The sequence below is a fragment of the Nocardioides albus genome, assembly GCF_014648255.1.
Taxonomy (GTDB): domain Bacteria; phylum Actinomycetota; class Actinomycetes; order Propionibacteriales; family Nocardioidaceae; genus Nocardioides; species Nocardioides albus.
The window spans coordinates 322,419-347,871 of the sequence record NZ_BMQT01000001.1 but is presented as its reverse complement, the minus strand read 5'-3'; the positions used below and the strand labels follow the sequence as shown (position 1 = coordinate 347,871).

Genomic DNA, 25,453 nt, shown 5'->3' with positions numbered 1-25,453 from the left:
GCCTAGGCCGGCTCCGGCGGGCGCGCCTCCATCAGGTGGGCGAGCTCGTCGGTCTCGGCGTCGGTCAGGGTCGTGAACCCGTCCTCGCGCAGGATCTGAAGCGTCCCGTCGGCGATGTCCAGGAACAGCCCCACGAGACGTACGTCCCGGTCTGTCAGGAGCTGTCCGAGCCGGTCGATCATCACCGCGACGTTGACCTGGGAGACCTGGTCGACCTCGCTCCGGCCAGCCGCGGCGGCAGCGGCGCCGACCGGGTGCCCGGCCTGCCACTCCTGGATCGCCGGAGTGGCGTGGCGCAGCCAGTCGCCGACCGGCCCGGCCGGCACCTCGCCGGCCCGGGCGCTCTCCAGGGCCGAGGTGATCGCACCGCAGCGGGAGTGACCGCAGACGACGACGGTGTCGATGCCGAGGTCGTCGACGCCGAACAGCATCGGCGCTGCGACCGAGCTGTCCGGGCTGTCGGGCTCGGGCACGAGGTTGCCCAAGGTGCGGACCGTCAGCAGGTCGCCGGGGCCGCTGGCGGTGATCAGGTTGGGCACGACCCGGGAATCGACGCAGGTCAGGAAGACAGCGTGCGGTTCCTGGCCCTCGGCGAGGCCCTCGTAGACCGGCCGCAGCGGCTCCGCGTGGCGGCGGTGGTATTCGCGCACGCCCAGGGCCAGCGGGTGGTGCGGATCGATGCGGTCGGAGCGTACGTCCTGCCAGGCGCTCCACGGCAGCAGTGCCCGCGGGCTGATCGGCGGCGCCTTCAGCGCTCGTTGGTCACGGGGTGCCTCCGGCCCGTGCGGCCCGGAGTGCTCCACGATCACCGTGCCGCCGGCGGCCTCGTAACGGGCCCGCCAGTGGTCGAGCTGGTCACGCCCGGCGGGGTCGAGGTAGTCGACCAGGAGGTCGAGCTCGACCAGCTGCCCGTCCGGGATCGCGTAGAGCCGGCTCACCAGGGTGGGCGTCGCCAGGAAGGAGAGGCTGCCGTGCACCTCGACCAGCCACTTCTCCTGGCCGTCGGCGACCTGGCCGGCCCGGCGTACGTCGATCCGCACGTGGACCAGACGCCACAGCACCAGGACGAGCGCGGCGACCAAGCCGATCAGCACACCCTCGATCAGGTTGAACGCGAGCACGCCCGCGATCGTGAGCGCGTAGATCCACAGCTCGCCACGCGCGTGCGCCTGGGTGATGTCGGCGGGACGGACCAGACCGGTGCCCATCATGATCAGCAGCCCGGCCAGCGCCGCGAGCGGGATCTGCTCGACGAGCCCGACGAGCACCAGGGCGAACAGGAGCACCCAGAACCCGTGCAGGATCGCGGAGGCGCGGGTGCGTGCTCCGGCGGTGACGTTCGTCGAGCTCCGCACGATCACACCCGTGACGGGGAGTCCGCCGAGCGCGCCGGAGGCGGCGTTGGCCAGCCCCTGGCCGACCAGCTCACGGTCGAGGTTGCTGCGCGGGCCGCCGTGCAGTTTGTCCACGGCGACCGCGCAGAGCAGGCTCTCGACGCTCGCGATCAGGGCGAAGGTGAGCACCGCGCCGGCGATCGCGAGCGGGGTCCCCTCCGGCAGCGCGACCGAACCGATCTCGTCGAGCAGGTCGTTGCCGAGCTCGACCCGCTCGGCGCCCGGGAGCCAGGCGGCCGCGAGCAGGGTGAGAGCGACGATCGCGACCAGCTGGCCGGGAACCGCGCGGACCCGCTGCGGCAGCCGGGGCCAGGTGATCAGGATGCCGATCACCCCGAGCCCGGCCAGCACGGCGTGGATGTTGGGTTCCTGCGCGTTGCTGAAGATGTGCTCGACGTTCTCGATCGCGCTGGACTGCGACCGACCGCCGAGAGCGACGTTGAGCTGGCCGAGCACGATCGAGATGCCGATGGCGGCGAGCATCGCGCTGACGACGGTGGGCGAGATGGCCAGCGCGTACCGACCCAGGCGGGTGGCACCGAGCACGATCTGCAGGATCCCGGCCATCACGGTGATCGCACAGGTCGCCTCCCAGCCGAACTCGGCGACCGTCTCGGCCACCACGACGGTCATGCCGGCGGCCGGGCCGCTGACCTGCAGCGGGGAGCCGCCGAAGACACCGGCGACGATGCCGCCGGCCACGGCAGCGATCAGGCCGGCGGCGACAGGCGCACCGGAGGCGACAGCGATGCCGAGCGAGAGCGGCACGGCGACGAGGAAGACGACCAGAGAGGCAGGTACGTCGAAGCGGACGGTGCGGCGAAGCTGGTCGAGCGGTCGGGACCTGCCTTCGGGCAGGGGTGGGTTGGGTGATGACACGTCAGAATCCTCCATACGGAGCCGAGAGCGACAGTGGCGGTCACCGTGAGCGTAGGCAGACGAACGGGCATTCCCCAAGGCGAACCGGATCAAAAGCGTGCCGTCGTTCGAATATGTGCCTCGCGGGGTACCGTCGGGCTGCCGCCGAGGCGGGACCTCTAGGCTGAGCGCATGGAGTTCGTGCGGCACATTCTGCTCGTCATTCACCTGCTCGGCTTCGCCGCGCTCTTCGGCGGTCTGCTGGTGCAGATCAAGGCCCCTGACAAGGTCGCCAACGGCCTCATGCGGGACGGCTCGGGCACCGCGTTCCTGGCCGGTCTGCTGCTCGTCGGCGTTCTCGAGATGGGCGACGGCGCGGTCGACCACGCCAAGGTCGGCGTGAAGCTGGTGATCGGCCTGGTCATCCTCGGCCTCGTGATGTCCCAGCTGCGCAAGCCCAAGATCTCCGACGGGCTCTACTGGACCATCTTCGGCCTGACGATCGTCAACGTCTGCGTGGCGGTCTTCTGGTCCTCCGCGCACGTCGCGGCGTAACTCTCCCGACAGGCTCGCCGACCCCCGACTTGTCGGTGCCAGCCCCTAGGCTGGAGCCAGCATGAGTACGCCTGACCAGACCCCTGTTGCCACCATCCCGGGCCTCGAGGCCTTCGCCTCGGCGACCCCGGCCGACGAGCCGCGTACGAAGCGACGCGGACCGAGCTCCGAGGAGCTCCTCGACGGTCTCAACGAGCCTCAGAAGGCGGCCGTGCAGCATCACGGCGCGCCGCTGCTGGTCGTCGCCGGTGCGGGGTCGGGCAAGACCCGGGTGCTGACCCGGCGCATCGCCTGGCTGATCTCCCAGCGCGGTGCCCACCCCGGCAGCATCCTGGCGATCACCTTCACCAACAAGGCCGCGGCCGAGATGAAGGAGCGCGTCGAGGTCTTGGTCGGCAAGCGCGCCCGGATCATGTGGGTCTCCACGTTCCACAGCGCGTGCGTGCGGATCCTCCGCAAGGAGATCGACAAAGTGGGCCTCAAGTCCAACTTCTCGATCTACGACGCCCAGGACCAGAAGCGGCTGATGCAGCTGGTGCTCAGCGATCTCGATCTGGACCCGCGCCACTACCAGCCTGGCCAGGTGCTCAACTGGGTCAGCGACCAGAAGAACGAGCTGCGCGATGTCGAGGCGGCCGAAAAGGACGCGCGCAACCACCTCGAGCAGACCTTTGTGGCGGCGTACAAGGAGTATCAGAAGCGGCTGCGGCAGGCGAACGCCCTCGACTTCGACGACCTGATCATGTCCACCGTCGAGCTGTTCCGTGCTTACCCGGAGGTGCGCGAGGTCTACCGGCGCCGGTTCCGGCATGTGCTGGTCGACGAATACCAGGACACCAACCACGCTCAGTACGCGCTGGTCCACGAGCTCTGCGCCGACCGGATGGACGACACCTCGCTGACGGACTCGTACGCCGACGAAGCCCCGCGTAGCGACCCCGCCGAGCTGATGGTGGTCGGCGACGCGGACCAGTCGATCTACGCCTTCCGCGGCGCCAACATCCGCAACATCCTCGACTTCGAGCAGGACTTTCCCAACGCGTCCACGATCCTGCTGGAGCAGAACTACCGCTCCACCCAGACGATCCTCACTGCCGCCAACGCGGTCATCAAGAACAACAAGGGTCGCAAGGAGAAGGCGCTGTGGAGCGATGCCGGCAACGGTGAGCGCATCGTCGGCTACGTCGCCGACGACGAGCGCGACGAGGCCCGGTTCGTCTCCGACGAGATCGACAAGCTCGTCGACGGAGGGCTCAAGGCCGCCGACGTGGCCGTCTTCTACCGCACCAACGCCCAGTCGCGCGTCTTCGAGGAGGTGTTCATCCGCACCGGCCAGCCCTACAAGGTCGTCGGTGGGGTGCGCTTCTACGAGCGCAAGGAGGTGCGCGATGCCCTGGCCTATCTGCGCACCCTGGCCAACCCCGACGACCAGGTCTCGCTCCGAAGGATCCTCAACACCCCCAAGCGGGGCATCGGGGACCGCGCCGTGGCGTGCGTCAACGCGCTCGCCGAGCGCGACGGCCTGACCTTCTGGGAAGCGCTGCAGCATGCCGAGGACGCCCCGGGCATGGCCACCCGCAGCCTGACCAACATCAAGGCCTTCGTCGCGATGGTCGAGGAGCTGCTGCAGATGGTGGACGCCGGCGAACGTGCCGACGTCATCCTGGAGACCGTGCTCGACCGATCGGGCTACCTCGCCTCCCTGGAGGCGTCCGACGACCCGCAGGACGAGACCCGCGTGGAGAACCTCGCCGAGCTCGTCGCGGTGGCCCGCGAGTTCTCCGACGACCCGGTCGCGGCCCCGAGCGCGGACCCCGCCGATGTCGATGCGGGCACCGTGGTGCCCGGCCTGCCCGACTTCCTGGAGCGGGTCGCCCTGGTGGCCGACACCGACCAGATCCCCGACGACGAGGACGGGGTGGTCACCTTGATGACCCTTCACACCGCGAAGGGCCTGGAATTCCCCGCAGTCTTCCTCACCGGCATGGAGGACGGCGTCTTCCCGCACTCCCGGGCCCTCGGTGACGGCACCGAGCTCGAGGAGGAGCGTCGGCTGGCCTACGTCGGCATCACCCGGGCCGAGAAGCGGCTCTTCATCTCACGTGCCGTGGTCCGCTCCGCCTGGGGAGCGCCCTCGCACAACCCCGGCAGCCGTTTCCTCGACGAGCTCCCGGTCGACCTGGTCGACTGGCGGCGTACGGAGCAGGAGATGTCCTCCTGGGGTCGCCCCAGCTTCGCCGGCGACAGCTGGGGTGGTGGCCAGCGGCTCGGGCAGCCCACCGCGGCGGGACGTCGCAACTTCTCCTCCGCCGCGCTCCGTGCCGACGCCGCATCGAAGTCGAAGCCGGCTCGGGAGATCCCGTCGCTGGACCCGGGTGACCGCGTCACCCACGACTCCTTCGGCCTCGGGACCGTGGTGACCATCGAAGGCACTGCCGACAAGCAGGTCGCCAGCATCGACTTCGGTGACACCGGGGTCAAGCGGCTGTTGCTGCGCTACGCCCCGGTAGAGAAGCTGTAGCCACGCCGAGTCGGCTCGTTGTGACGGGCCGACTCGGCTACACATTTACGCGCTGCGCGCACTCAGCTCGGGTCTACGCCGTGCTCGTTGAGGGCGGCGTCGGGGTCGACGGCGTCACCACCACCGGGGCGGACCTCGACGTGGAGGTGGTTGCCGGTGGAGTTGCCGGTCGAGCCGACGTAGCCGATGACGTCGCCGGGGGAGACCGTGTCGCCGACGGAGACGCCGTAGTCGCTCTGGTGGCAGTACCAGATCTCGGTGCCGTCCTCGAGGGTGATGATCGTCCGCTCTCCGTACGCCCCGCCCCAGCCGGTCTCGGTGACGGTGCCGCGGGCGATGGCGTGGATCGGGGTGCCGAGCGGGGCTGCGAAGTCCAGGCCCGTGTGGGTGCTGGACCAGTTGGAGCCCGAGGAGCCGAATGTGCCGGTGATGCGGTAGACGCCAGCAGTGATCGGCAGCTCCCACATGTTGGACTTGAGGAACTTGTCCTGCTTGTCCGCCTGGACGTCGACGCCCTGGAGCGCCTTCTCGCGGTCGCTCGCCGCGGTGTCGGCCTCGGTGCGCTCGTCGTTGCGGGTCACGGTCGCGGAGCGGTCACCGACGACGACCATGTCGCTGTCGCCACCGAGCGCGGTGGCCCCGACGAGGCGTACGTCATCGGCGGCGACCATCGTCGGACCGCCGGTCAGCGCGATGCCACCGATGGCGGCGGCGAGAGCGGCGGCACCGGCGGTCAGCGGGACGGTCGGGCGGCCGCCGGCGGCAGCGGCGGCTGCGCGCCGGGTGCGCGGACGGGTGGGGCCGCCGATGCCGACCATGGTCCCGGTGGTCTCGACCGCCGGGAGGTCGTGCAGCTCGGGGCGGTAGGTCGCGATCTCGCTGATGCTCGGCAGGTCGATGCTGCCGGTGTCGGCGCGGAAGTAGGCCTCGGCCTGGTGTGAGTCGCTGCCGTAGGTGTAGTCGTCCTGGTAGAACGCCTGCTCGGCCTGCGGCTCCTCGAAGTAGGGCGCGTCGGCGGTGTAGGTCTCGGCGGGAAGATCGATCGCCATCGAGTCGAAGTCGATCTGCTCGGGCAGCGACACCGGCGGAGCCGGGAACGTGGTCGTGTCGATCTTGAAGGAGGCCGGCGGAGCGTCGAACGCCTCCTGGAACCCGCGGGGCTCCCTGGCTTCCGGAAGCTCCGGCTCGTAGACCGATGCGGCCACCGGCGGAGCCGGGATCTGCCGAGCCTCGCGCACGGCGCGGATCTTGCCGGTCAACGGCGCAAACGTGTTGGCCATCCGCAGCGGTTTCGGGGTGTGCGCCTCGACTGGCTCAGCGTTCCAGGTCGGCTCGGGAGCCTGGACGATCGGCTCGGGCACGACGGATGCGACAGGAGCAGCCGGGGCGATCGGCTCGGGAAGCACCGGCTCGGGAAGCACCGGCGCGGGAGCTGCCGGGGCGGCCGGGATGCCGCGCGGCGGGGTCTTGGTCGATACCGACCTGCTCGACGCGCTCTTCATCGGCGCGGGCTTGGTCGGCTGGGTCAGGAACATGGTGAGCTCGGAGGTCGTCATGCCTCCGACACCGAGGTCTTCGAGCACCTCGGGGGTCACCTTGTCCGGGTCGATGCCCATCGAGGAGAGCAGGTCGGCCAGGACCGGGTCGATCTGGACGGCCCGACGCTGCACGGGGACGATCGGCCGGGAAGCCGCCTTCACGGGAGGCGGCGTCGCCGGGAACGAGGTCGGGAACGACGGGCCGCTGTCGCCCTCGACGAGAGCACGCAGCTCACCAGTCGAGATACGGCCGTCGTTGCTCTCGTCGCGGGGTGATCCGACGACCGGCAGCGTGCCGGTCTGCTCGAGGACCACCCGGTTGGGCCGGGCCTTGGCGACCGGCTCCTCAGGAGTCTCAGGGGCGGGGGATGGCTTTGCGGTCCCGACGGTGGGAGACGGCGCTGCGCGTCGCTTCCCTACGTAGGAGGTCGATCCGGTCGCTCGCGGGGCAGGCCTGGAGGCAGGGCTGTCGGTCGCCGGCGCTGCGCGCCGCTTCCCAACGTAGCTGCTGCTGCTCGTGGTTGCTCCGGGGGAAGGGGTGACCGAACGCGGACTGTCATTTGTGACGTCGGCTCGGTGGTTGCCCATCAGTTCATATCTCCGCTGTTCGGGGTTCAGACGGCGAGCCATGACTGTAACGGACCGGAGGGCGCGGTCAAGAAATGTGGAGGGCTCGTGTCGCTGATTTCACCTTCGGCGACAGCGGATTCCGTCGCTGATCTGCGCAAATCCGCGAGATTCGGAATTGGATTGCGGGTTCGTCGGGTGTCGCGAAACGCGTGTCACCGGCCTGTTTGGGCCTCCATACCGTGTCGAAATCAGTCGTCCCTCGGGCAGAGAACCGCCTGATACGTGGGCAAACGTGCCCCGCTACGTGGCGCTACGGGTTGTTACTCAACGTTGCCGATCTGTTGGTAAATGGCCGGTGTGTCCGCTTGGGTGAGCCCTAGTGGCGTACGTCACGTCGTGGCCCCTGGGCTCGTAACCCGGCGTCAGCGGGGTCTAAGGTGCTGAACGGACACATCTGAAGACGAGGGCGTCACCGCTGAATCACTGCGGAATGCCGCCCCGTACCGCAACACACAGACCAGGTGGATCAGTGGATCTCATGGAGTACCAGGCGAAGAAGCTCTTCGCCAAGCACGGCGTCGCCGTGACCGAAGGTGTCGTCGTCGAGACGGCTGAGGAAGCCAGGAAGGCCGCCGAGGAGATCGGCTTCTGCGTCGTCAAGGCGCAGGTCAAGGCCGGTGGCCGAGGCAAGGCCGGTGGCGTGAAGCTGGCCAAGACCGCGGACGAGGCGTTCGAGCACGCCTCGAACATCCTTGGCATGGAGATCAAGGGCCTGAAGGTCAACCGGGTGCTGATCACTCCGGCGACCCCGCCGGTGGAGGAGTACTACTTCTCCTTCCTGCTGGACCGGTCGAACCGGCAGTACCTCTGCATCGCGTCCGTCGAGGGTGGTGTGGAGATCGAGGAGGTCGCCAAGACCAACCCCGACGCCGTGAAGAAGATCGGCATCGACCCCGGCACGGGCGTCGACGAGGCCAAGGCGCGCGAGATCGCGACCGAGTGCGGCTTCCCGGAGCCCGTCTTCGAGCAGGCCGTCTCGATGATCCAGAGCCTCTACACGGTGTTCACCGAGGAGGACGCGACGCTCGTCGAGGTCAACCCGCTGGCTCGCCTGGAGGGCGACAAGCTGGAGGCCCTGGACGGCAAGGTGTCCCTGGACGAGAACGCCTCCGAGGTCCGTCACGAGGACCACGAGCAGTTCGTCATCCGTGACGAGGAGGACCCGCTCGAGGCCAAGGCCAAGGACAAGGGCCTCAACTACGTCAAGCTCGACGGTCAGGTCGGCATCATCGGCAACGGCGCGGGTCTGGTCATGTCGACCCTCGACGTCGTCGCCTACGCCGGTGAGGCACACGGCGGCGTGAAGCCCGCCAACTTCCTCGACATCGGTGGCGGCGCCAACGCGCAGGTCATGGCCGACGGTCTCGACGTCATCCTGAACGACGAGCAGGTCAAGTCCGTGTTCGTGAACGTCTTCGGTGGCATCACCGCGTGTGACGAGGTCGCCAAGGGCATCGTCGGCGCGCTGGACATCCTCGGCAACGAGGCCACCAAGCCGCTCGTCGTGCGTCTGGACGGCAACAACGTGGACCTGGGTCGCCAGATCCTCAGCGAGGCCAACCACCCGCTGGTCACCATCGTCGACACCATGGACGGCGGCGCCGACAAGGCCGCCGAGCTGGCCAACGCCTGAGGTCGGGAGAGAGAAACATGAGCATCTACCTCAACAAGGACAGCAAGGTCATCGTCCAGGGCATCACCGGCGGCATGGGTGCGAAGCACACCGCCCTGATGCTCGACTCGGGCGCCCAGATCGTCGGTGGCGTCAACGCCCGCAAGGCCGGCACCACGGTCACCCACAAGGACCACGAGGGTAACGACGTCACCCTTCCGGTCTTCGGCACCGTCGAGGAGGCGATGAAGGAGACCGGCGCCAACGTGTCGGTGCTCTTCGTGCCGCCGGCCTTCACCAAGGCCGCCGCGATCGAGGCCATCGACGCCGAGATGCCGCTGATCGTGGTCATCACGGAGGGCGTCCCGGTGCAGGACACCGCCGAGGTGTGGTCCTACCTGCAGGGCAAGGCAACCCGCATGATCGGCCCGAACTGCCCCGGCATCATCACGCCGGGCGAGTCGCTGGCCGGCATCACCCCGCACACCATCACGGGCAAGGGCCCGGTCGGTCTCGTCTCGAAGTCGGGCACGCTGACCTACCAGATGATGTACGAGCTGAAGGACTTCGGCTTCTCCACCGCCATCGGCATCGGGGGTGACCCCATCGTCGGCACCACCCACATCGACGCCCTCGAGGCGTTCGAGAAGGACGACGAGACCAAGGTCATCGTCATGATCGGTGAGATCGGTGGCGACGCCGAGGAGCGGGCCGCGGCCTACATCAAGGAGAACATCTCCAAGCCTGTCGTCGGCTACGTCGCCGGCTTCACGGCTCCGGAGGGTAAGACCATGGGTCACGCCGGTGCGATCGTGTCCGGCTCCGCCGGCACCGCACAGGCGAAGAAGGAGGCCCTCGAGGCCGCCGGCGTCAAGGTCGGCAAGACCCCGTCGGAGACCGCTGCTCTCGCTCGCGAGATCTTGCAGTCCCTCTGACGTACGTCAGCAGCTGAGCGCCCCGCGACCGGATCCGGTCGCGGGGCGCTTCGCGTCTCGGCTCGGTCTCAGACCGCGCGCAGCGCGCCCGAACGACGGCGCCGCATCGCGTCGAGCGACTCGGCGGTCGCCTCGTCGGCGGGCATCAGCACCAGGATCTGCTGGTTGTCCGCCGCCGGGAGCTCGAGCTCCTCGACGTCGAAGCGTAGCTCGCCGGCGTCGGGATGGCGCCAGCGCCAGACGCCGCCGTGCGGCGGGTCGTGGCGGTTCAACCGGTCGGTGAACTCCGGACCCACCTGCTCCGACATCGCCTCTATCATCATCCGCGCGGCGACCGGGTTGGGTCCGCGGTAGAGGTTCGAGACGAGGTCGTCGGCCACCCGCTCCCACTCAGGGAACGCCTCGCGGGCGTGTGGGTGCAAGAAGGCGTACGCGGTCAGGTTGGGCTCGGCGTGGTCGAGCATCCCGAGGGGGCGGGCGAGCATGTCGAACGTGGAGGTGTGGGCGAGCAGGTCGCCGAGCCGGTTCGTGAGCACAGCGACGCCCGGCTCGAACTGCTCCACCAGGGCGCGTGCGCCCGGACGTACGTCACGACCGGAGGAGAACGGCCCGACGCACTGTCCGCTGGAGGCCATCGCGAGCGTGCGCAGGTGCTCCTGGTCGGCGGCGCCGAGACGGAGCGCGTCCCCGATGGCCCGCAGGACCTGGGGCGAGGGGTGACGGTCGCGGCCCTGCTCGATCCGGACCAGGTATTCGACGCTGATCCCGGCGAGAGTGGCCAGCTCGGAGCGGCGCAGACCGGGGGCCCGGCGGCGTACGCCTTCCGGGAGGCCGACGCTCTCCGGCGTGGTCTGGTCGCGGCGGTCCCGGATGAACGAGCCGAGGGCTCCCGCGTTGGCTGGCATGCGATCAAGCCTACGGGCCGGTCGGGCAGTGAAGGTGGCCCTGCTGGGGCCAGCCTCGCCTCGGTCTCCCGCCTGTCTCCGATCCCGGCAAACCTGGATGACATGAACACACCACCACGTATCGCCGTCATCACTGCCAGCGTCCGGGAAGGCCGAGGGGGACCGATCTTCGGCTCCTGGATGGCCGAGCAGGCCGAGACGTACGGCGGTCTCGAGGTCGAGCTGATCGACCTGGCCGACCACGAGATCCCGTTGTCCCTGCCCGCAGAGTCGCCGAAAGCCGCCGGCGACGACTATCCGCGGCCGGAGGGCCAGCGCGACCTGACCGATGCCCTCGAGGCGGCGGACGGGTTCGTCATCGTCACCCCCGAGTACAACCACAGCTACCCGGCCTCGTTGAAGTCGGCGCTGGACTGGCACTTCACCCAGTGGCAGGCCAAACCGGTCGCGTTGGTCTCCTACGGCGGGGACAGCGGCGGCCGCCACGCGGCCCTGCACCTGGAGAACGTGCTCACCGAGCTGCACGCACATCCGCTCCAGGCGCGCCTCGCCTTCCCCCGCTACTGGGAGCGCCTGGACGAGGACGGTCGTCCGAACGACCCGGAGTCGGCGGTCTACGCCAAGGCTATGCTCGCCCAGCTCGCCTGGTGGGCCGACGCCCTGCGGACCGCGCGGCGCGACGCGCCCTACCCCGGCTGAGGACAGCGAACGCCCCGACAGCCGTCGTGGCTGCCGGGGCGCTCGTCCGCGTACGTCCGTGTGCGTCCGTGGAAGGTCAGGCGGCGACCGTCTCCTTGGTGGGCTCCTCGTCGATCAGCAGACCCTCCGCCGAGGCGGAGCTGTAGCGGTCGATGTCGAGGATGCCCTCGCGCTTGGCCACGATCGTTGGGACCAGCGCCTGTCCGGCGACGTTGACCGCGGTGCGGCCCATGTCGAGGATCGGGTCGATCGCGAGCAGCAGACCGACACCGGCCAGCGGCAGGCCGAGGGTCGAGAGGGTCAGCGTCAGCATCACGACGGCACCGGTGAGACCGGCGGTGGCGGCCGAGCCGACGACCGAGACGAAGGCGATCAGCAGATAGTCGGTGATGCTCAGGTCGATCCCGAAGATCTGGGCGACGAAGATCGCCGAGATGGCCGGGTAGATCGACGCGCAGCCGTCCATCTTCGTGGTCGAGCCCAGCGGGACGGCGAACGAGGCGTACTCCTGGGGGACGCCGAGGTTCTTGACCGTCACCTGCTCGGTCACCGGCATGGTGCCCACCGAGGAGCGCGAGACGAAGGCGAGCTGGATCGCCGGCCAGGCGCCGCGGAAGTACGCCAGCGGGTTGAGACCGTTGATCCGCAGCAGCACCGGGTAGACGACGAACAGGACCAGCGCCAGACCGACGTAGACGGCGACCGCGAACCAGGCCAGCGAGCTCAGCGAGTCCCAGCCGTAGGAGGCGACCGCGTTGCCGATCAGACCGAGGGTGCCGATCGGGGCAAGCCGGATGATCCACCACAGCACCTTCTGCACGATGGCCAGGAAGGAGCGGTTGAAGGCGAGGAAGGGCTCGGCCTTCTCGCCGGTCTTGAGCGCCGCGATGCCGATGGCGAGGGCGACCACGAGCACCTGGAGGACGTTGAAGCTCAGCGCGGTCTCCGCGATCGGGCTCCCGCCGACCTGCTCGATGCTGGTCGAGGCGTCGAGACCGAGGAAGTTGCCGGGGATCAGACCCTGGAGGAAGTCGAGCCACGAGGCGGACGCCCCGGTCTCGGCCGCGTCCGCGGTGCTGACCGCGGTGTTGCTGCCGGGCCGGAAGAGCAGCCCGAGGCCGATGCCGATGGCGACCGAGATCGCTGCCGTGATGGCGAACCACAGCAGCGTCTGTCCCGCGAGCCGGGCCGCGTTGCTGACCGTACGCAGGTTCGCGATCGAGGCGATGATGGCGGTGAAGATCAGCGGTACGACGACGGCCTTGAGCAGCGAGACGAACGAGTCGCCGATCGTGGCCAGGGTCGTCGTCAGCCAGTTGGCCTCGTCTCCGGCTCCGGGGCCGATCGCTCGCGCGATCGCGCCGAGCGCGACGCCGAGGACGAGGCCCAGGATGATCTGGACCGAGAAGGACGGGAATTTCAGCCGCCGTCGGGCGGTGGGGGTGGTGGACACGAGGGCTTCTCCAAGGTCGGCGCGGTTCGGGGCTCTGTTGGGCTCGAACGCCCTGACGAGTACGTGTCTTCCCCGGGACCGTGTCGTGTGACCGGAGTCACCTGGTGATGCCTGTCAGCGGAGGTCGCTGATGCCGGCTGTGACCGCTGCCTTCTCGATCGCGAGGATGCGGTCGGGCCACGAGTCGGGCTGCTCGGACTGGTAGCACGGATCTTCCTTGTCTCCGGTGCTCGGCGGGCACGGGCCTGCGAGCTCGGCGTAGCCGACCAGGACCAGCCGGGTCTCGTACTCGGCGACCAGCTCGGTCTCGAACCAGATGCTGTCGTTGCCGTCCGTCCCGGGGTACGTCGCCTGTGATCGTGCCGCGCGTTTCGGCCCGGCATCGAGGTCGGCACTGACATCGATGGGCAGCGCGGTGACCTGCGGGTCGACCCCGAGCTTGTTGGCCGGGCAGACCTCCTGCCACTCCATGACCTCGTTGTATGCAGCGCCGGCGGCGTTCGCGTCGGAGAACTCGAGCACCGCCATGTGGACCTGGCCGACCATGGCGCCGTCGGCGTCCCACCGGTAGTCGGACGCGATCTTCGCCGTGGCGCCGAGCGAGGAGAGCCATTCCTTCTGGCACGCGATGGTCGGCACGTCCTGGGCCGGTGTGTACTGGCTCCAGCCGCGGGAGCTCTCGAAGCGGTCGAGCGCGGGCAGGGTGCTGCCGTCGATCAGGTTGACGGCGCTGAGACCGTCCGCGGCGGGCGGTCCGGTGTCCGTCGAGTCGGCGGACGGATCGGCGGAGGGCGTGGCGCCGACCATCCGGTAGGCGGCGTTGACGGCAGAGGTCTGCAGATCCGTCGGCGAGACGTAGTCCTGGACGCCGCGCTTGCGCGTCATCACCAGCACCCGGTCCTCGGCAGAGACGACGGCGGTCGCGACCTCCCAACGGGCGTTCATGCCGGGGTCGTCGGGCAGGTAGGTGACGACGTCGACGTTGCCGCCAGAGATGACGCCGCCCTCGACGGGGAGGTAGCCCGCGATCTCCGCCCCGTCCACGCCGGGGCACGAGGTGGCGGCGTCGGTGAGATCGCTGCGTACCTTCTCGGCCTCGTCGGCCGAGCCGAACTCGGCGACGACGGCGTTGAGCGTGCCTGCCGCGTCTGCCATCTCGTCCCCGGGCTTCGCGACGAAATCACGACGGAACGTCGCCAGCGCGCCCGAGTCGGCCAACGACTCGGTGAGGCAGTCGTTGGAGGGGTCGGTGCCCTCGCCGTCGTAGGTCTGCTCCTGGACCCATGCCGGATAGGGCTCGTCGGCGACGAGGTCGCCCTCGGTCGGCAGGTTGGCCCGGCTGAGATCGGAGGCGGAAGCAGAGGCCGACCGGGACGTGCTGGGGACGGCCGCGCTGTCGCTCGGTGCGGGTGCGGGGTCGATGCCCTTGTCACCGAGCCCGGTGGACAGGAAGATGATCGGTCCGGCGACGACGGCGGCCACGGCGGCCGCTCCTGCGGCGACCACGGTGCGCTTCCGCCGACGGATCTGATCACCCCGCTTCCGAGCCTCGGCTGGGGAGGTCATCGGGGCCCCGGGGGCGTCGGCGCGGAACTGGTCCAGGCGCGAGATCGGGTCACTCATCTCAGGCCTCCTTCCAGACGGTGCCGGGATCGCCCTCGGCGAGCAGCTCCGCGAGGGCGGCTCGTCCGCGAGCCAGGCGGGCTTTGATGGTGCCGGTGGGCGCGCCGACCTCGGCGGCCACCTGATGGATCGGCAGATCGGCGATGTGGTGCAGGACGATGGCCTGGCGCTGTGCCTCCGGGAGCTGCCTCAGCGCGGCGACGAGGGCGACATGGGACTCGTCGACCGCCGGCATCTCCGTGCGGACGCCGACGGCTCTGTCGGCGGCCCTCCCGGCGTACTTCTTTCGGCGCCAGCGGCCCACCGCGAGCCGGTAGGCGGTGGTGCGGACCCAGGCTTCGGGGTAGTCGACCGAGGACATCTTCCGCCGGTGCGCCCAGGCCCGGGCGAAGGCCTCCTGCACGCACTCCGCGGCCTCGTCGAAGTCGCCGATCATGGCGTACAGCTGAGCACACAAGCGGCGGTACGACGCGTGGTACAGCGCGTCGAACTCGTCCTCGTCCATCGTTCGCCTCCCCAGCCGGCTGTCCCCGAATCTTGCCCGTGCGCCAGTGTCTGCGGCGGCATAGGGGAGCGTAAAGGTCAATTGCACTGAGTCCTCATCAAGACAGGTCCTCGACGGCCCGGCCCACCGCGGCCTGCACCGTCTGGGCGACCCGGTTGTCCCACTCGATGTAGTCCGACGCCTCCTCCGGCGGGCAGGCGCGGGTCGGCGGGCAGGGGCCACCTGCCTCGGCGTGGGTGACCAGCACCAGCCGGGTCCCGAGCTGGGCGACCGTCTGGTGGTCGTACCAGGTGGCGTCGCAGTCCTCGCCGCCGCAGTCGCCTGCATACTCGGCGAGCGCTTGCGCGGCTCGGTCGACCCCGGGGGTGGTCCCCGTCTCGATGGACTCGACCGGTCTGGCGATGAAGAGCTTCGCGTTGTGCATCGACGCCGGGCAGGCGTCGAGCCACCCCTGAACGGTCCCGTACGCCGCGTCGGCAGCAGGCTTCGTCGCGAACTCCAGCACCGTCACGTTGACCTTGCCGAGCTGGCTGCCGCCGTTCTCGAGGCGGAACTCCCGGCTGACCGACTCGGCGGCCTTCAACGAGGAGAGCCATGCGCCCTGGCAGTAGAGCGTCGGAGTGGACTGCGGGGCGATCTGCTGCCACACCGCTGACGACTCGCCCTCCATCGGCAGCCCCGGCAGCGACCCGGCCGCGACGAGATGTGCGTCGCTGAGGATCGCCGCGGGCGCCGACGAGCCTGGCGACGAGGTCGCCGGGCTCGACCCAGGCGACCCAGACGACCCAGACGACGCAGGGGACTCAGGCGGGGCGGGCGGCTCGGCGCCGGCCATCCGGTGGGCGGCGTTGACCGCGGAGGTCTGCAGGGAGGTCTGCAGGAACTCGGGCGAGACCTGCTCCTTCGCGCCACGCTGACGCGTCAGCACCAGCACCCGGTCCTCGGCGACGACGACAGCAGTCGCGACCTCGGGGCGAGCGTTCGCGCCGGGCTCGTCGGAGACATAGGTGACGACGTTGATGTCGCCGCGCGAGATGACGCCGCCCGCGACCGGCAGCGAACCGGCCGGAGTCGCGTCGAGCGGGGTGCAGGCGGCGGCCGCAGTCGAGAGGTCGGCACGGATGTCCTCGGCGGCTTCGGGCGAGCGGAACTCGGCGACCACCGCGGTCATCATCCCGTAGTCGTCCGCCTCGGCGTTCAGTGACGGACCGATCGCGAAGTCGCGGCGGAAGGCCGCCTCGGCAGCGGACTCGCCCAACGTCGTGGTGAGGCACGGGTTGTAGGCGTCGCTGCCCTCCCCGTCGTAGGTCTCGGTCTCGACCCAGGATGCCTCGAGCGGGGCGACCAGGTCCTTGGCGACCGGGAGGCCGGCACGGGTCAGCGTCGACGGGCCTGCGGATCCGGACGGACTGGGCGTGATGGTGCCCGGCGTCTCGCTCGGCTGCGGTGCTGGTGTCGGGTCGTTGGCCCGTTCGCCGAACCCGGCGGAGAGGAAGATGATCGGTCCGGCCACGACCGCGGCGAGCGCCGCGGCTCCGGCGGTGACGAGCACACGCTGGCGGCGGCGGATCTGGTCACCCCGTCGGCGTACCTCGGCTGCGGACTTCATCGGCGCTCCAGGGGTGTCGGCGCGGAACTGGTCCAGGCGCGAGATCGGGTCACTCATCTCAGGCCTCCTTCCAGACGGCGCCGGGTGCTTCGTCGGCGAGCAGCTCGGCCAGGGTGGCTCGTCCTCGAGCCAGCCGGGCCTTGATGGTGCCGGTGGGGGCGCCGACCTCGGCCGCGACCTGGTGGACGGGGAGGTCGGCGATGTGGTGCAGGACGATGGCTTGGCGCTGGGCCTCGGGGAGCTTCTTGAGCGCAGCGACGAGGGCGACATGGGTCTCGTCGACGGCGGGCATCACCGTACGGACGCCGACGGCCCTGTCGGTGACGCGGCCGGCGTACTTCTTTCTGCGCCAGCGGCCCACCGCGAGCCGGTAGGCGGTGGTGCGGACCCAGGCTTCGGGGTAGTCGACCGAGGAGAGCTTGCGCCGGTGCGCCCACGCGCGGGCGAAGGCCTCCTGGACGCATTCGGCGGCCTCGTCGGAATCGCCGATCATGGCGTACACCTGAGCGCACACGCGGCGGAAGGACGCGTTGTAGAACGCGTCGAACTCATCCTCGTCCATCGCTCGCCTCCCAGACTGGCCCGATCTGGCGCTACGCCAGTCTCACTGGGTCAGATGCCTGGGAGGCGGGTCCGGTTGCATCCGGGGCCAGAAAAGTCTCGAGGAGACTCGGGGTGTCTCAGAGGTATTCGAGCCGGTACGCAGCGCGCTTGGCGAGCGCGACGAAGTCGGAGTTGCTGATGTCGGCGTCGCCGTCGGGGTTGAAGCTCATCTGGGCGACGTTGGCGCCTCGCCGGATCGCGGCCATCCGGTAGAAGACCGAGGAGTTCTCGAGCTCGACCCGGATGTCCCAGACCGTGATCGCACCGTCCTTGATCGGCTCGGTCGCGATCTGGGTGACGTGGCTGCCGAGCTGCTTGTCGCTGCACTTGTTCAGGCGGGTCTTGATCGCCACGTTGAAGGCCTGCGCCTCCTGGGCGGAGCCGAACTTGCCGACGGTCTCGGTGAGCCCGAAGGTGGCGGCGAGCTTCTTCTTGGTCTCGGGGATCACGAAGTCGCGGGTCTGGGCCCCGGACATGCCCTTGGCGTTGAACTCGGTGTTGTCGCAGCGGGTCTGGGCCGGGTTGGTCTTGGCCGGCTTCGCCTCGGTGCCGAGCCACGGGTCGCCGATGGTGCTCACCGGGGGGAGGTCGGTCTCGTTGATCAGGCCGGGCGCCTCGCCGGTGGCCAGCGGGACGATCGTCTCCCGCGGTCGCTTGGTCTCCACGCACGCACCCGCGCCGGGCATCGAGCAGAGGTTGTGGACGGCGCTGCCGAGCATGGTCGAGGTCTTGGCCGCGGTCGTGCTGGACTTGCCCTCGACCTTCACCGTCACCGCGGTGGTGTGGTTGCCGGTTCGAGCGACCCCGTAGGTCACCGCCCGGTCGTTCTCCCAGTCGCGGTAGGTGAAGAGGGTCGCCTCGTCGCCGATGCCCTTGACCGACTCGGTGAACATCAGCTGGTAGCGGGGCTCGGCGCACGCTGCGTACCACTTCTGCATCTTCTTGTACGCCGCAGTCGCCGCCTTCGCGTCGACGGACGACTCGATCGTGGTGCCGGCGGTGGTCGCCTTCGCCTTGGCGGTGAAGGTGCGCGCCAGGCTGGCCACCGGTCGCTTGTCGGCCGAGGGCTCGATCTGGCAGGGGATGGTGAGGCCGGTGCCCTCGAGGTTGTCCGAGGAAATGTCGACGGCCCAGGAGCCGCCGTAGATCTTCGACACCTCGTCCTCGGTCATCAGGTCCTTGGCGGTCAGCTTCTTGCCGGGGATCTCACTCGGCTCGACCTCGAACTCCTCGGCCGCCGACTTCATCGAGAGCGTGTTGAGCCGTGGCTCGGTCTCGGCGTCCTGGGTGACGAAGAAGCCGGTGCCGACCAGGGCGGCGATGGCCGCGGCGGCGCCGATGGCGGTGTGCACCCGGCGGCGTACGGCACCGGAGGTCGTGATCGTCGAGGTCTTCGGCCAGGGCTGCTCGGTGAGCACGTCGACGAGCGGGTCGAAGATCGACTGCAGCTGCTCCGGGGCGATCCCGAGCTCGTCGCAGATGGCGGCGTTGGCGCCCTGCAGGTCGGTCTCGGTGCGGCTGATCGGGGTGCTGACCTCGCGGGCGAGCTGGGCGAGGTCGACGCTGGTGAGATGGCCCAGCAGGAAGACCTTGCGGTCGTGGAGCGGGAGGCTGCGCAGCGCGGAGAGGGTGCTGCGGGCCTCCGGCGCGATCGTCTGGTCGCGGTGGAGCAGCGGGACCGAGTGGTTGCGGATCGCCTTGGACCACGCGATCGGGCGGACCCAGTCCTCGCGCTCGAAGTCGTCCATCGGCTTCACCTTGCGCCAGTGGTGCCAGGTGATGACCATCGCGCCGCGCACGGCGGCCTTGGCAGCCTCCAGATCCCCGGTCAGCGACCAGGTTTGGAGGAGGAGTCGTCCTCGGACGTCCTGATAGAACGCCTCGAAGGTCTCGTGGTCTGCCGTGGTCATGCCCATGTCAGCGGTCAACTGTAGGTGATTCGATCGAATGAACGGCAATGGTCGCTGATGCACAGGTGGGTATCAGGGGTGCACAAGACGGATCCGGGCGGCGCGTCGCCCGGATCGGGGAGGCCGGGATTGGGAGGATGAGTGGCGATGTCGTCCTTGTTGCCTCCACGCACCCCTGACCGCGGGCGAGTCGCGGACGATCTCCACGATCTCCGCCACCGCCGCCCGCTGGTCGCGGTCGCCCTGCTGGGTGGCATCGGCACGGCAGCCGCCACGCTGGTGGTCTGCCTGGCGATCGGCATCCTCGGCTGGTTCATCAGCGACATGGGGGCTCACGGCGAGCCGTCGGACGCCCTGCGGGTCGCCGCGCTCGGGTGGCTGCTCGGCCATGGTTCGGGCGTCGTCGTCTCCGGAGTCGCGATCACCCTCGTCCCGCTCGGGCTGACTCTCGTCCTCGCCTGGGCGATGTGGCAGGTCGCGATCCGGGTCGGTGACTCGGTGTCGCTGCACGGTCCCGACGCCAACGCCCTCGCCGACGGTGAGCGCGACCTGACCGTCCCGGTGGTGGCCGGGCTCTTCGCGCTGGGCTATACGACCACCGCGGTGGCGACCGCGATCATCGCTGGCACGCCGGAGACCGCGCCGAGCGTCATCGGCGTGTTCGCGTGGTCGGTCGGGCTCTGCATCGTCGTGGCCCTGCCCGCGATCGCGGTCGGCTCCGGCCGCGCGGCGCTGTGGATCACCCTGCTGCCGCGGGCGGCCGTGGACGTGCTGGTGATGGTCAGGTCGATCCTGGTCTGGTGGTTCGCGGTCAGCACCCTGCTCTTCTTCGCAGCCCTCTTCGCCGACTTCACCACCTCGATCAACGTCGTCTCCCAGCTCCACCTCGACGTCGGCGGGATCATCCTCTACTCCCTGCTCGCCGTCCTGGTGCTCCCCAACGCCGTGCTCTTCTCCAGCGCGTACGCCCTGGGTCCGGGATTCTCGGTCGGTGTCGGCACCACGGTGACCCCCACGGCGGTCACCCTCGGACCGCTGCCGATGTTCCCGATGCTCGCCGCGCTCCCCGACAACGGCGCCCCGCCCGCCTGGGTCGCCGCGGTGATGGCGCTCGGCCCGCTGACCGCCTTCGTCGCGGTCTGCCGCGTACAGCGCCGCCGCCCGACCCTGCGCTGGTCCGAGGGTGCGCTGCGCGGCGTCAGCGCCGGCGTCGTCGCCGGGCTCCTCCTCGCTGTCCTGTCCGGCATCGCAGGTGGCGCCGTCGGCCCCGGCCGGATGCTCGACGTCGGGCCGTACGCCGGGCAGGTGCTCGTCAACGCCATCGCCTTCTTCGGTCTCGCCGGTCTGCTCGCCGGGCTCACGATGACCTGGTGGCACCGGCGTTCCCTCCCTGCCGACGCATCCGCCTAGAGTTCGCAGCATGTCGCTGCGCCTCGTCGTCCTCGTGTCCGGCTCGGGCACCAATCTCCAGGCCCTGCTGGATGCCTGCGCGTCTCCGGAGTTCGGAGCCGAGGTGGTGGCGGTCGGGGCCGACCGCGACGGGATCCAGGGGCTGACCCGGGCGACCGACGCCGGGATCCCGACGTTCGTGCACCGGGTCAAGGACTTCGGGTCGCGCGAGGAGTGGGACGCGGCGCTGGCCGAGTCGGTGGCTGCGTACGAGCCTGATCTGGTGGTCTCGGCGGGCTTCATGAAGCTCGTGGGGGAGGCGTTCCTGGACCGGTTCGGGGGGAAGACGCTGAACACGCACCCGGCGCTGCTGCCGTCGTTCCCCGGGATGCATGGTGCTCGGGATGCGCTCGAGTATGGGGTCAAGGTCACCGGGGCGACGCTCTTCATCGTCGACGCCGGGGTCGACACCGGGATGATCATGGCCCAGGTGACCGTGCCCGTGGAGGACGACGACACCGAGGAGACGCTCCACGAGCGGATCAAGGTCGTCGAGCGATCGATGCTCGTCGAGACGGTCGGACGGATCGCCCGCGAGGGCTACACCGTCGACGGCAGGCGAGTTCGATTCGGGCCCGCCTGAGCGGTTAGAGTGACAAGCACACGACTGGCGCAGGTGGGGGACCACCGGGGAGTGTGAGAGACGGCATCGACCGCCTGGGTGCCCTCATCGAAATCGTTGACCGATGAGGAGATTGCTGTGCTCGATCAGATCACCATCAAGCGGGCCCTGGTGTCCGTCTACGACAAGACCGGTCTCGAGGACCTGGTCCGCGGCCTCCACGACGCCGGTGTCGAGCTCGTCTCGACCGGTGGCTCGGCGGCGCTGATCGAGAAGCTGGGCCTTCCTGTGACCAAGGTCGAGGACCTGACCGGCTTCCCCGAGTGTCTCGACGGCCGCGTGAAGACCCTGCACCCGCGCGTGCACGCCGGCATCCTCGCCGATCGTCGCCTCGAGTCCCACGTCGAGCAGCTCAAGGAGCTGGAGGTGGAGCCCTTCGACCTGGTCGTCTCCAACCTCTACCCGTTCGTGCAGACCGTCGCCTCCGGCGCCGGGCCGGACGAGGTCGTCGAGCAGATCGACATCGGCGGCCCCTCGATGGTCCGTGCCGCCGCGAAGAACCACCCCTCCGTCGCGATCGTGACCTCCCCGGAGCAGTACGCCGAGACGCTCGCTGCCGTCGCTGCCGGTGGGTTCACCTACGACCAGCGCAAGGCCCTCGCCGCGGCCGCGTTCGTCCACACCGCTACGTACGACGTGGCCGTCGCCTCCTGGATGGGCTCCGTGCTCACCGACACCTCCGAGGGCACCGGTTTCCCGGCATGGGTCGGCGGGACGTACGAGAAGTCTGCCGTTCTTCGGTATGGCGAGAACCCGCACCAGAAGGCTGCGCTCTACCTGAACGGCCACGGGCCGGCCGGGCTCGCCCGCGCCGAGCAGCTGCACGGCAAGGAGATGTCCTACAACAACTACACCGACACCGACGCCGCTCGCCGCGCCGCCAACGACTTCGCCGAGCCGGCGGTCGCGATCATCAAGCACGCCAACCCGTGCGGTCTGGCCGTCGGCGCGGACATCGCCGAGGCTCACCGCCGCGCCCACGCCTGCGACCCGGTCTCCGCCTATGGTGGCGTGATCGCCTCGAACCGGCCGGTCTCGGTCGAGATGGCCCAGCAGGTCGCCGAGGTGTTCACCGAGGTCATCGTGGCTCCCGGCTACGAGGACGGTGCCGTCGAGATCCTGCAGGCCAAGAAGAACATCCGGATCCTGGTGGCCGCCGCCGACGAGAAGGCTGCGGTCGAGACCCGTCCGATCTCCGGCGGCCTGCTGATGCAGCAGGTCGACCACGTCGACGCCGAGGGCGACGACCCGGCTTCGTGGACGTTGGCCGCGGGTGCGGCCGTCGACGAGGCCACCCTCGCCGACCTGGCGTTCGCCTGGAAGGCCTGCCGCTCGGCCAAGTCCAACGCGATCCTGCTCGCCTCCGGCGGCGCGTCAGTCGGCATCGGCATGGGCCAGGTCAACCGCGTCGACTCCTGCCGCCTGGCGGTGGAGCGGGCCAACAGCCTCGCCGAGGGCGCCGAGCGTGCCCGTGGCGCCGTCGCCGCCTCCGACGCTTTCTTCCCCTTCGAGGACGGCCCGCAGATCCTGATCGACGCCGGCGTCAAGGCGATCGTCCAGCCTGGTGGCTCCATCCGCGACGAGCTCACCATCAAGGCCTGCGAGGCTGCGGGCGTGACGATGTACTTCACCGGGACGCGCCACTTCGCGCACTGACAGCACTACGAATGAGGGTCCGACCTTGTGAAGCGTTCACAAGGTCGGACCCTCATTCGTAGTCCCCGCAGGCACCTCAGTGGTGACCGCCTGGGCCCCGATCATCACAGCGCAGACGAACCTGGAAACGGCGGGTAACACCGCATACGTACGCCGGACCGAAATGGGTCGACGGCCCTATGTTCAGCGCTCCATCCCTTCAGCTTGAAAGAGGCCGGGCATGATCCGCCGTACTGCCGTTGTCGCCACTGTCGTCGCCGCTGTCGCCATCCCCACCGGATTCGCGCTGAACTCTGCGAGTGCGGTGGCGTCCTGCGATGGGAAGGCCGCCACTATCGTCGGGACCGCGAGTGCCGACCGGCTCGTCGGCACTGCTGGAGCCGATGTCATCGTCGCGGGCGGCGGCGCCGACGTGATCGTCGGCAAGGCAGGGAACGACGTCGTCTGCGGCGGCGCTGGGGACGACACGATCACCGGAAATCTCGGCAAGGACCGTGTCTTCGGCGGCCTCGGGGCGGACAAGATCGACAACTCGAATGGCCACGAGGGCGTCGACCGGCTCTGGGGCGGTCCTGGTGACGACACGGTGTTCGGGCAGACGGTGGGCGATGTCGTCTATGGCGGCGACGGACGTGACTGGATCCATCTGTGGGGTGGAGTTGGACACGGTGGTCCGGGTGCGGACGGGATCGGTGTAGCCGAGGGCAAGGCCTATGGAGGCACGGGCAACGACAAGCTCGAGCCGTTCGGCGATGGGATCCGTCTCGTGGGCGGACCGGGAGCGGACACCCTCCTTCTGGGAGCAGCAGACACAGGTGGTGCTCGCGTCGACCTTGCCGCCGGCACCGGGCGCACGCTGACGTTCCCGGGAACGGCTGACCACGGGGTGTTCGAGTTCACCTTCACCGGGGTAGAGAACTTCGACGGCACCGGCTACCGCGACATCGTCTACGGGACGTCCGGGGCTAACGTGCTCGATGGCGACGGTGGCAGGGACACGGTCTACGGGCGGGCCGGAAGCGACGCCTGTCGGGCTGAGGTCAAGTACGGCTGCGAGCGGCTGATTCCCTGACGCCCGTGGGCCTCCGCAGACGACACATCGGTGGACCCTAGGATGGTAACCGTGACTGCACAGAAGCTGGACGGCACCGCCACCCTCAAGACGATCAAGGCCGAACTGGCCGACAGGGTGCAGAAGTTGAAGGCCGCGGGCATCACGCCGGGGCTCGGCACCGTGCTGGTGGGCGACGACCCGGGCAGCCGGTGGTACGTCAACGCCAAGCACAAGGACTGCGCCGAGATCGGCATCGAGTCGATCCGGGTGGACCTGCCGGGGACAGCGACCCAGGAAGAGGTCGAGGCCGAGATCGACCGCCTCAACGCGGACCCGGCCTGCACCGGCTTCCTCGTGCAGCAGCCGACCGGTCTGGACGAGTTCGCGCTGCTCTCCCGCGTCGCCCCGGAGAAGGACGTCGACGGGCTGCACCCGCACAACCTCGGCAAGCTGGTCCTCGGCGAGGACGGTCCGCTGCCCTGCACCCCGGTGGGGTGCATCGAGCTGCTCCGCCGCCACGGCGTGGAGATCAACGGCGCCGAGGTGGTCGTGGTCGGTCGCGGGCTGACCGTCGGCCGCCCGCTGGGCCTGCTGCTGACCCGCCGCAGCGAGAACGCCACGGTCACCCTGTGCCACACCGGCACCCGCGACCTGGCCGCCCACACCCGCAACGCCGACATCGTGGTGGCCGCTGCGGGCGTGCCCGGGATCATCACGAAGGACATGGTCAAGCCCGGCGCGGCCCTGTTGGACGTCGGCGTCTCCCGAGTCGACGGTAAGATCGCAGGAGACTTGGCCGAGGACGTGTGGGACGTGGCTGGTTGGGTGTCGCCGAACCCGGGTGGGGTGGGTCCGATGACACGGGCCATGCTGCTCTCCAATATCGTCCTCAGCGCCGAGAAGGCTCTCGAAAGGCTCTGACACCGTGTCCGTCCACCCCCCGCTAAGCCCCGCACCGGAGGCTTCCGCACCGGTGGCGGGGACACCTGAGCACGAGAAGGCGGACCCCGAACACGTACGCAGCTTCCCCTCGACCATCGGCGGGATCGTCTATCTCGGCGTGCTGGCCGCAGCGCTCGCGGGTCTCGGGATCGTCGTCTTCGGCCACTGGCGGGTGGGGATCATCGTCCTCGCCGCCGGGGTGGGGGCGGCGTCGCTGGGGCGTGCGGTGCTGCGTACGAAGGATGCCGGGATGCTGGCGGTGCGCAGCCGTTGGTTCGACGTGGTGCTGCTGGCGCTGACCGCGGGCGCGCTGTGGATCCTCGCGGTGACCGTCCCCGGCGAATGACGTAGAGAACGACGAAGGCCGCCCCTCGGGGCGG

General features: G+C 69.6%; 20 protein-coding genes and 1 riboswitch. Of the genes, 11 read left to right on the top strand and 9 right to left on the bottom strand.

The features are described 5' to 3' along the window. Nucleotides 1-2: 2 nt before the first annotated feature. Nucleotides 3-2,273: a SulP family inorganic anion transporter gene (locus IEY84_RS01560; RefSeq protein WP_183541575.1), complete on the bottom strand. Its 2,271-nt coding sequence runs from the start codon at nt 2,271-2,273 to the stop codon at nt 3-5. Nucleotides 2,274-2,444: 171 nt separating this feature from the next. Between IEY84_RS01560 and IEY84_RS01555 the strand changes: the two genes are divergently transcribed. Next, nucleotides 2,445-2,807 (top strand): hypothetical protein, encoded by a 363-nt coding sequence (locus IEY84_RS01555; RefSeq protein WP_183541573.1) that lies wholly within the window; start codon nt 2,445-2,447, stop codon nt 2,805-2,807. A 61-nt stretch (nt 2,808-2,868) separates the two neighbouring features. Then, nucleotides 2,869-5,328, top strand: a complete 2,460-nt coding sequence (pcrA, locus tag IEY84_RS01550) for a DNA helicase PcrA (RefSeq protein WP_183541571.1) — start codon at nt 2,869-2,871, stop codon at nt 5,326-5,328. Between the two features lie 62 nt (nt 5,329-5,390). On the opposite strand, the gene IEY84_RS26570 is transcribed toward pcrA, so the two are convergent. Then, on the bottom strand, nt 5,391-7,181 hold the full coding sequence (locus IEY84_RS26570) for a M23 family metallopeptidase (RefSeq protein ID WP_221208426.1): 1,791 nt from the start codon (nt 7,179-7,181) through the stop codon (nt 5,391-5,393). A 784-nt stretch (nt 7,182-7,965) separates the two neighbouring features. Between IEY84_RS26570 and sucC the strand changes: the two genes are divergently transcribed. Both sucC and sucD read left to right on the top strand, forming a co-directional pair. Then, nucleotides 7,966-9,129 (top strand): ADP-forming succinate--CoA ligase subunit beta, encoded by a 1,164-nt coding sequence (gene sucC / locus IEY84_RS01540; protein ID WP_183541569.1) that lies wholly within the window; start codon nt 7,966-7,968, stop codon nt 9,127-9,129. 17 nt (nt 9,130-9,146) lie between these two features. Continuing rightward, the gene (sucD, locus tag IEY84_RS01535; RefSeq protein WP_183541567.1) at nt 9,147-10,043 is read left to right on the top strand and encodes a succinate--CoA ligase subunit alpha; all 897 of its coding nucleotides are present in this window, start codon (nt 9,147-9,149) and stop codon (nt 10,041-10,043) included. Between the two features lie 68 nt (nt 10,044-10,111). Here sucD and IEY84_RS01530 read toward each other — a convergent pair whose 3' ends face one another. Beyond that, a complete protein-coding gene (locus IEY84_RS01530; protein WP_183541566.1) occupies nt 10,112-10,948 on the bottom strand; it encodes a helix-turn-helix domain-containing protein in 837 nt (278 codons plus the stop codon). Between the two features lie 102 nt (nt 10,949-11,050). Here IEY84_RS01530 and IEY84_RS01525 point away from each other — a divergent pair, with 102 nt between their 5' ends. Next, entirely contained in the window at nt 11,051-11,647 is a 597-nt protein-coding gene (locus tag IEY84_RS01525) for an NADPH-dependent FMN reductase (protein ID WP_183541564.1), read from the top strand. Nucleotides 11,648-11,723: 76 nt separating this feature from the next. Here the strand turns inward: IEY84_RS01525 and IEY84_RS01520 are convergent, their stop codons facing one another. From IEY84_RS01520 to IEY84_RS01495, 6 genes are all read right to left on the bottom strand, one after another. Beyond that, a complete protein-coding gene (locus IEY84_RS01520) occupies nt 11,724-13,100 on the bottom strand; it encodes a dicarboxylate/amino acid:cation symporter (protein WP_183541561.1) in 1,377 nt (458 codons plus the stop codon). 114 nt (nt 13,101-13,214) lie between these two features. Further along, on the bottom strand, nt 13,215-14,723 hold the full coding sequence (locus tag IEY84_RS01515) for a hypothetical protein (protein ID WP_183541559.1): 1,509 nt from the start codon (nt 14,721-14,723) through the stop codon (nt 13,215-13,217). Between the two features lies 1 nt (nt 14,724). Then, a complete protein-coding gene (locus tag IEY84_RS01510; protein WP_183541557.1) occupies nt 14,725-15,228 on the bottom strand; it encodes a SigE family RNA polymerase sigma factor in 504 nt (167 codons plus the stop codon). Nucleotides 15,229-15,325: 97 nt separating this feature from the next. Continuing rightward, nucleotides 15,326-16,894 (bottom strand): hypothetical protein, encoded by a 1,569-nt coding sequence (locus tag IEY84_RS01505; RefSeq protein WP_183541555.1) that lies wholly within the window; start codon nt 16,892-16,894, stop codon nt 15,326-15,328. A gap of 1 nt (nt 16,895) precedes the next feature. Further along, nucleotides 16,896-17,399 carry a SigE family RNA polymerase sigma factor gene (locus IEY84_RS01500; RefSeq protein ID WP_183541553.1) on the bottom strand — a complete coding sequence of 168 codons (504 nt, stop codon included), beginning with the start codon at nt 17,397-17,399 and terminating at the stop codon, nt 16,896-16,898. A 118-nt stretch (nt 17,400-17,517) separates the two neighbouring features. Further along, nucleotides 17,518-19,350 carry a hypothetical protein gene (locus IEY84_RS01495; protein ID WP_229788213.1) on the bottom strand — a complete coding sequence of 611 codons (1,833 nt, stop codon included), beginning with the start codon at nt 19,348-19,350 and terminating at the stop codon, nt 17,518-17,520. Nucleotides 19,351-19,497: 147 nt separating this feature from the next. Here IEY84_RS01495 and IEY84_RS01490 point away from each other — a divergent pair, with 147 nt between their 5' ends. The 6 genes from IEY84_RS01490 (at nt 19,498) to IEY84_RS01465 (ending at nt 25,419) form a co-directional block, all read left to right on the top strand. Then, a complete protein-coding gene (locus IEY84_RS01490; RefSeq protein WP_221208424.1) occupies nt 19,498-20,760 on the top strand; it encodes a cell division protein PerM in 1,263 nt (420 codons plus the stop codon). A 10-nt stretch (nt 20,761-20,770) separates the two neighbouring features. After that, nucleotides 20,771-21,382, top strand: coding sequence for a phosphoribosylglycinamide formyltransferase (purN, locus tag IEY84_RS01485; RefSeq protein WP_183541547.1), 612 nt, complete (start codon nt 20,771-20,773; stop codon nt 21,380-21,382). Between the two features lie 10 nt (nt 21,383-21,392). After that, nucleotides 21,393-21,469, top strand: a riboswitch (ZMP/ZTP riboswitch). A 30-nt stretch (nt 21,470-21,499) separates the two neighbouring features. Further along, on the top strand, nt 21,500-23,077 hold the full coding sequence (purH, locus tag IEY84_RS01480) for a bifunctional phosphoribosylaminoimidazolecarboxamide formyltransferase/IMP cyclohydrolase (RefSeq protein ID WP_183541545.1): 1,578 nt from the start codon (nt 21,500-21,502) through the stop codon (nt 23,075-23,077). A 220-nt stretch (nt 23,078-23,297) separates the two neighbouring features. Continuing rightward, complete coding sequence (locus tag IEY84_RS01475; RefSeq protein WP_183541543.1) at nt 23,298-24,149, top strand: calcium-binding protein; 852 nt, start codon at nt 23,298-23,300, stop codon at nt 24,147-24,149. A gap of 51 nt (nt 24,150-24,200) precedes the next feature. Continuing rightward, complete coding sequence (locus IEY84_RS01470) at nt 24,201-25,052, top strand: bifunctional methylenetetrahydrofolate dehydrogenase/methenyltetrahydrofolate cyclohydrolase (RefSeq protein ID WP_183541541.1); 852 nt, start codon at nt 24,201-24,203, stop codon at nt 25,050-25,052. Nucleotides 25,053-25,104: 52 nt separating this feature from the next. Next, nucleotides 25,105-25,419 (top strand): DUF3017 domain-containing protein, encoded by a 315-nt coding sequence (locus IEY84_RS01465; protein ID WP_183541539.1) that lies wholly within the window; start codon nt 25,105-25,107, stop codon nt 25,417-25,419. Nucleotides 25,420-25,453: the final 34 nt, after the last annotated feature.

What these genes read in the sequence shown, in the direction of transcription:
- IEY84_RS01555 (WP_183541573.1), top strand. Translation starts at nt 2,445, where the DNA reads ATGGAGTTCGTGCGGCACATTCTGCTCGTCATTCACCTGCTCGGCTTC.
- pcrA (WP_183541571.1), top strand. Translation starts at nt 2,869, where the DNA reads ATGAGTACGCCTGACCAGACCCCTGTTGCCACCATCCCGGGCCTCGAG.
- sucD (WP_183541567.1), top strand. Translation starts at nt 9,147, where the DNA reads ATGAGCATCTACCTCAACAAGGACAGCAAGGTCATCGTCCAGGGCATC.
- IEY84_RS01530 (WP_183541566.1), bottom strand. Translation starts at nt 10,948, where the DNA reads ATGCCAGCCAACGCGGGAGCCCTCGGCTCGTTCATCCGGGACCGCCGC.
- IEY84_RS01525 (WP_183541564.1), top strand. Translation starts at nt 11,051, where the DNA reads ATGAACACACCACCACGTATCGCCGTCATCACTGCCAGCGTCCGGGAA.
- IEY84_RS01515 (WP_183541559.1), bottom strand. Translation starts at nt 14,723, where the DNA reads ATGAGTGACCCGATCTCGCGCCTGGACCAGTTCCGCGCCGACGCCCCC.
- IEY84_RS01510 (WP_183541557.1), bottom strand. Translation starts at nt 15,228, where the DNA reads ATGGACGAGGACGAGTTCGACGCGCTGTACCACGCGTCGTACCGCCGC.
- IEY84_RS01505 (WP_183541555.1), bottom strand. Translation starts at nt 16,894, where the DNA reads ATGAGTGACCCGATCTCGCGCCTGGACCAGTTCCGCGCCGACACCCCT.
- IEY84_RS01500 (WP_183541553.1), bottom strand. Translation starts at nt 17,399, where the DNA reads ATGGACGAGGATGAGTTCGACGCGTTCTACAACGCGTCCTTCCGCCGC.
- IEY84_RS01495 (WP_229788213.1), bottom strand. Translation starts at nt 19,350, where the DNA reads ATGACCACGGCAGACCACGAGACCTTCGAGGCGTTCTATCAGGACGTC.
- IEY84_RS01490 (WP_221208424.1), top strand. Translation starts at nt 19,498, where the DNA reads ATGTCGTCCTTGTTGCCTCCACGCACCCCTGACCGCGGGCGAGTCGCG.
- purN (WP_183541547.1), top strand. Translation starts at nt 20,771, where the DNA reads ATGTCGCTGCGCCTCGTCGTCCTCGTGTCCGGCTCGGGCACCAATCTC.
- IEY84_RS01475 (WP_183541543.1), top strand. Translation starts at nt 23,298, where the DNA reads ATGATCCGCCGTACTGCCGTTGTCGCCACTGTCGTCGCCGCTGTCGCC.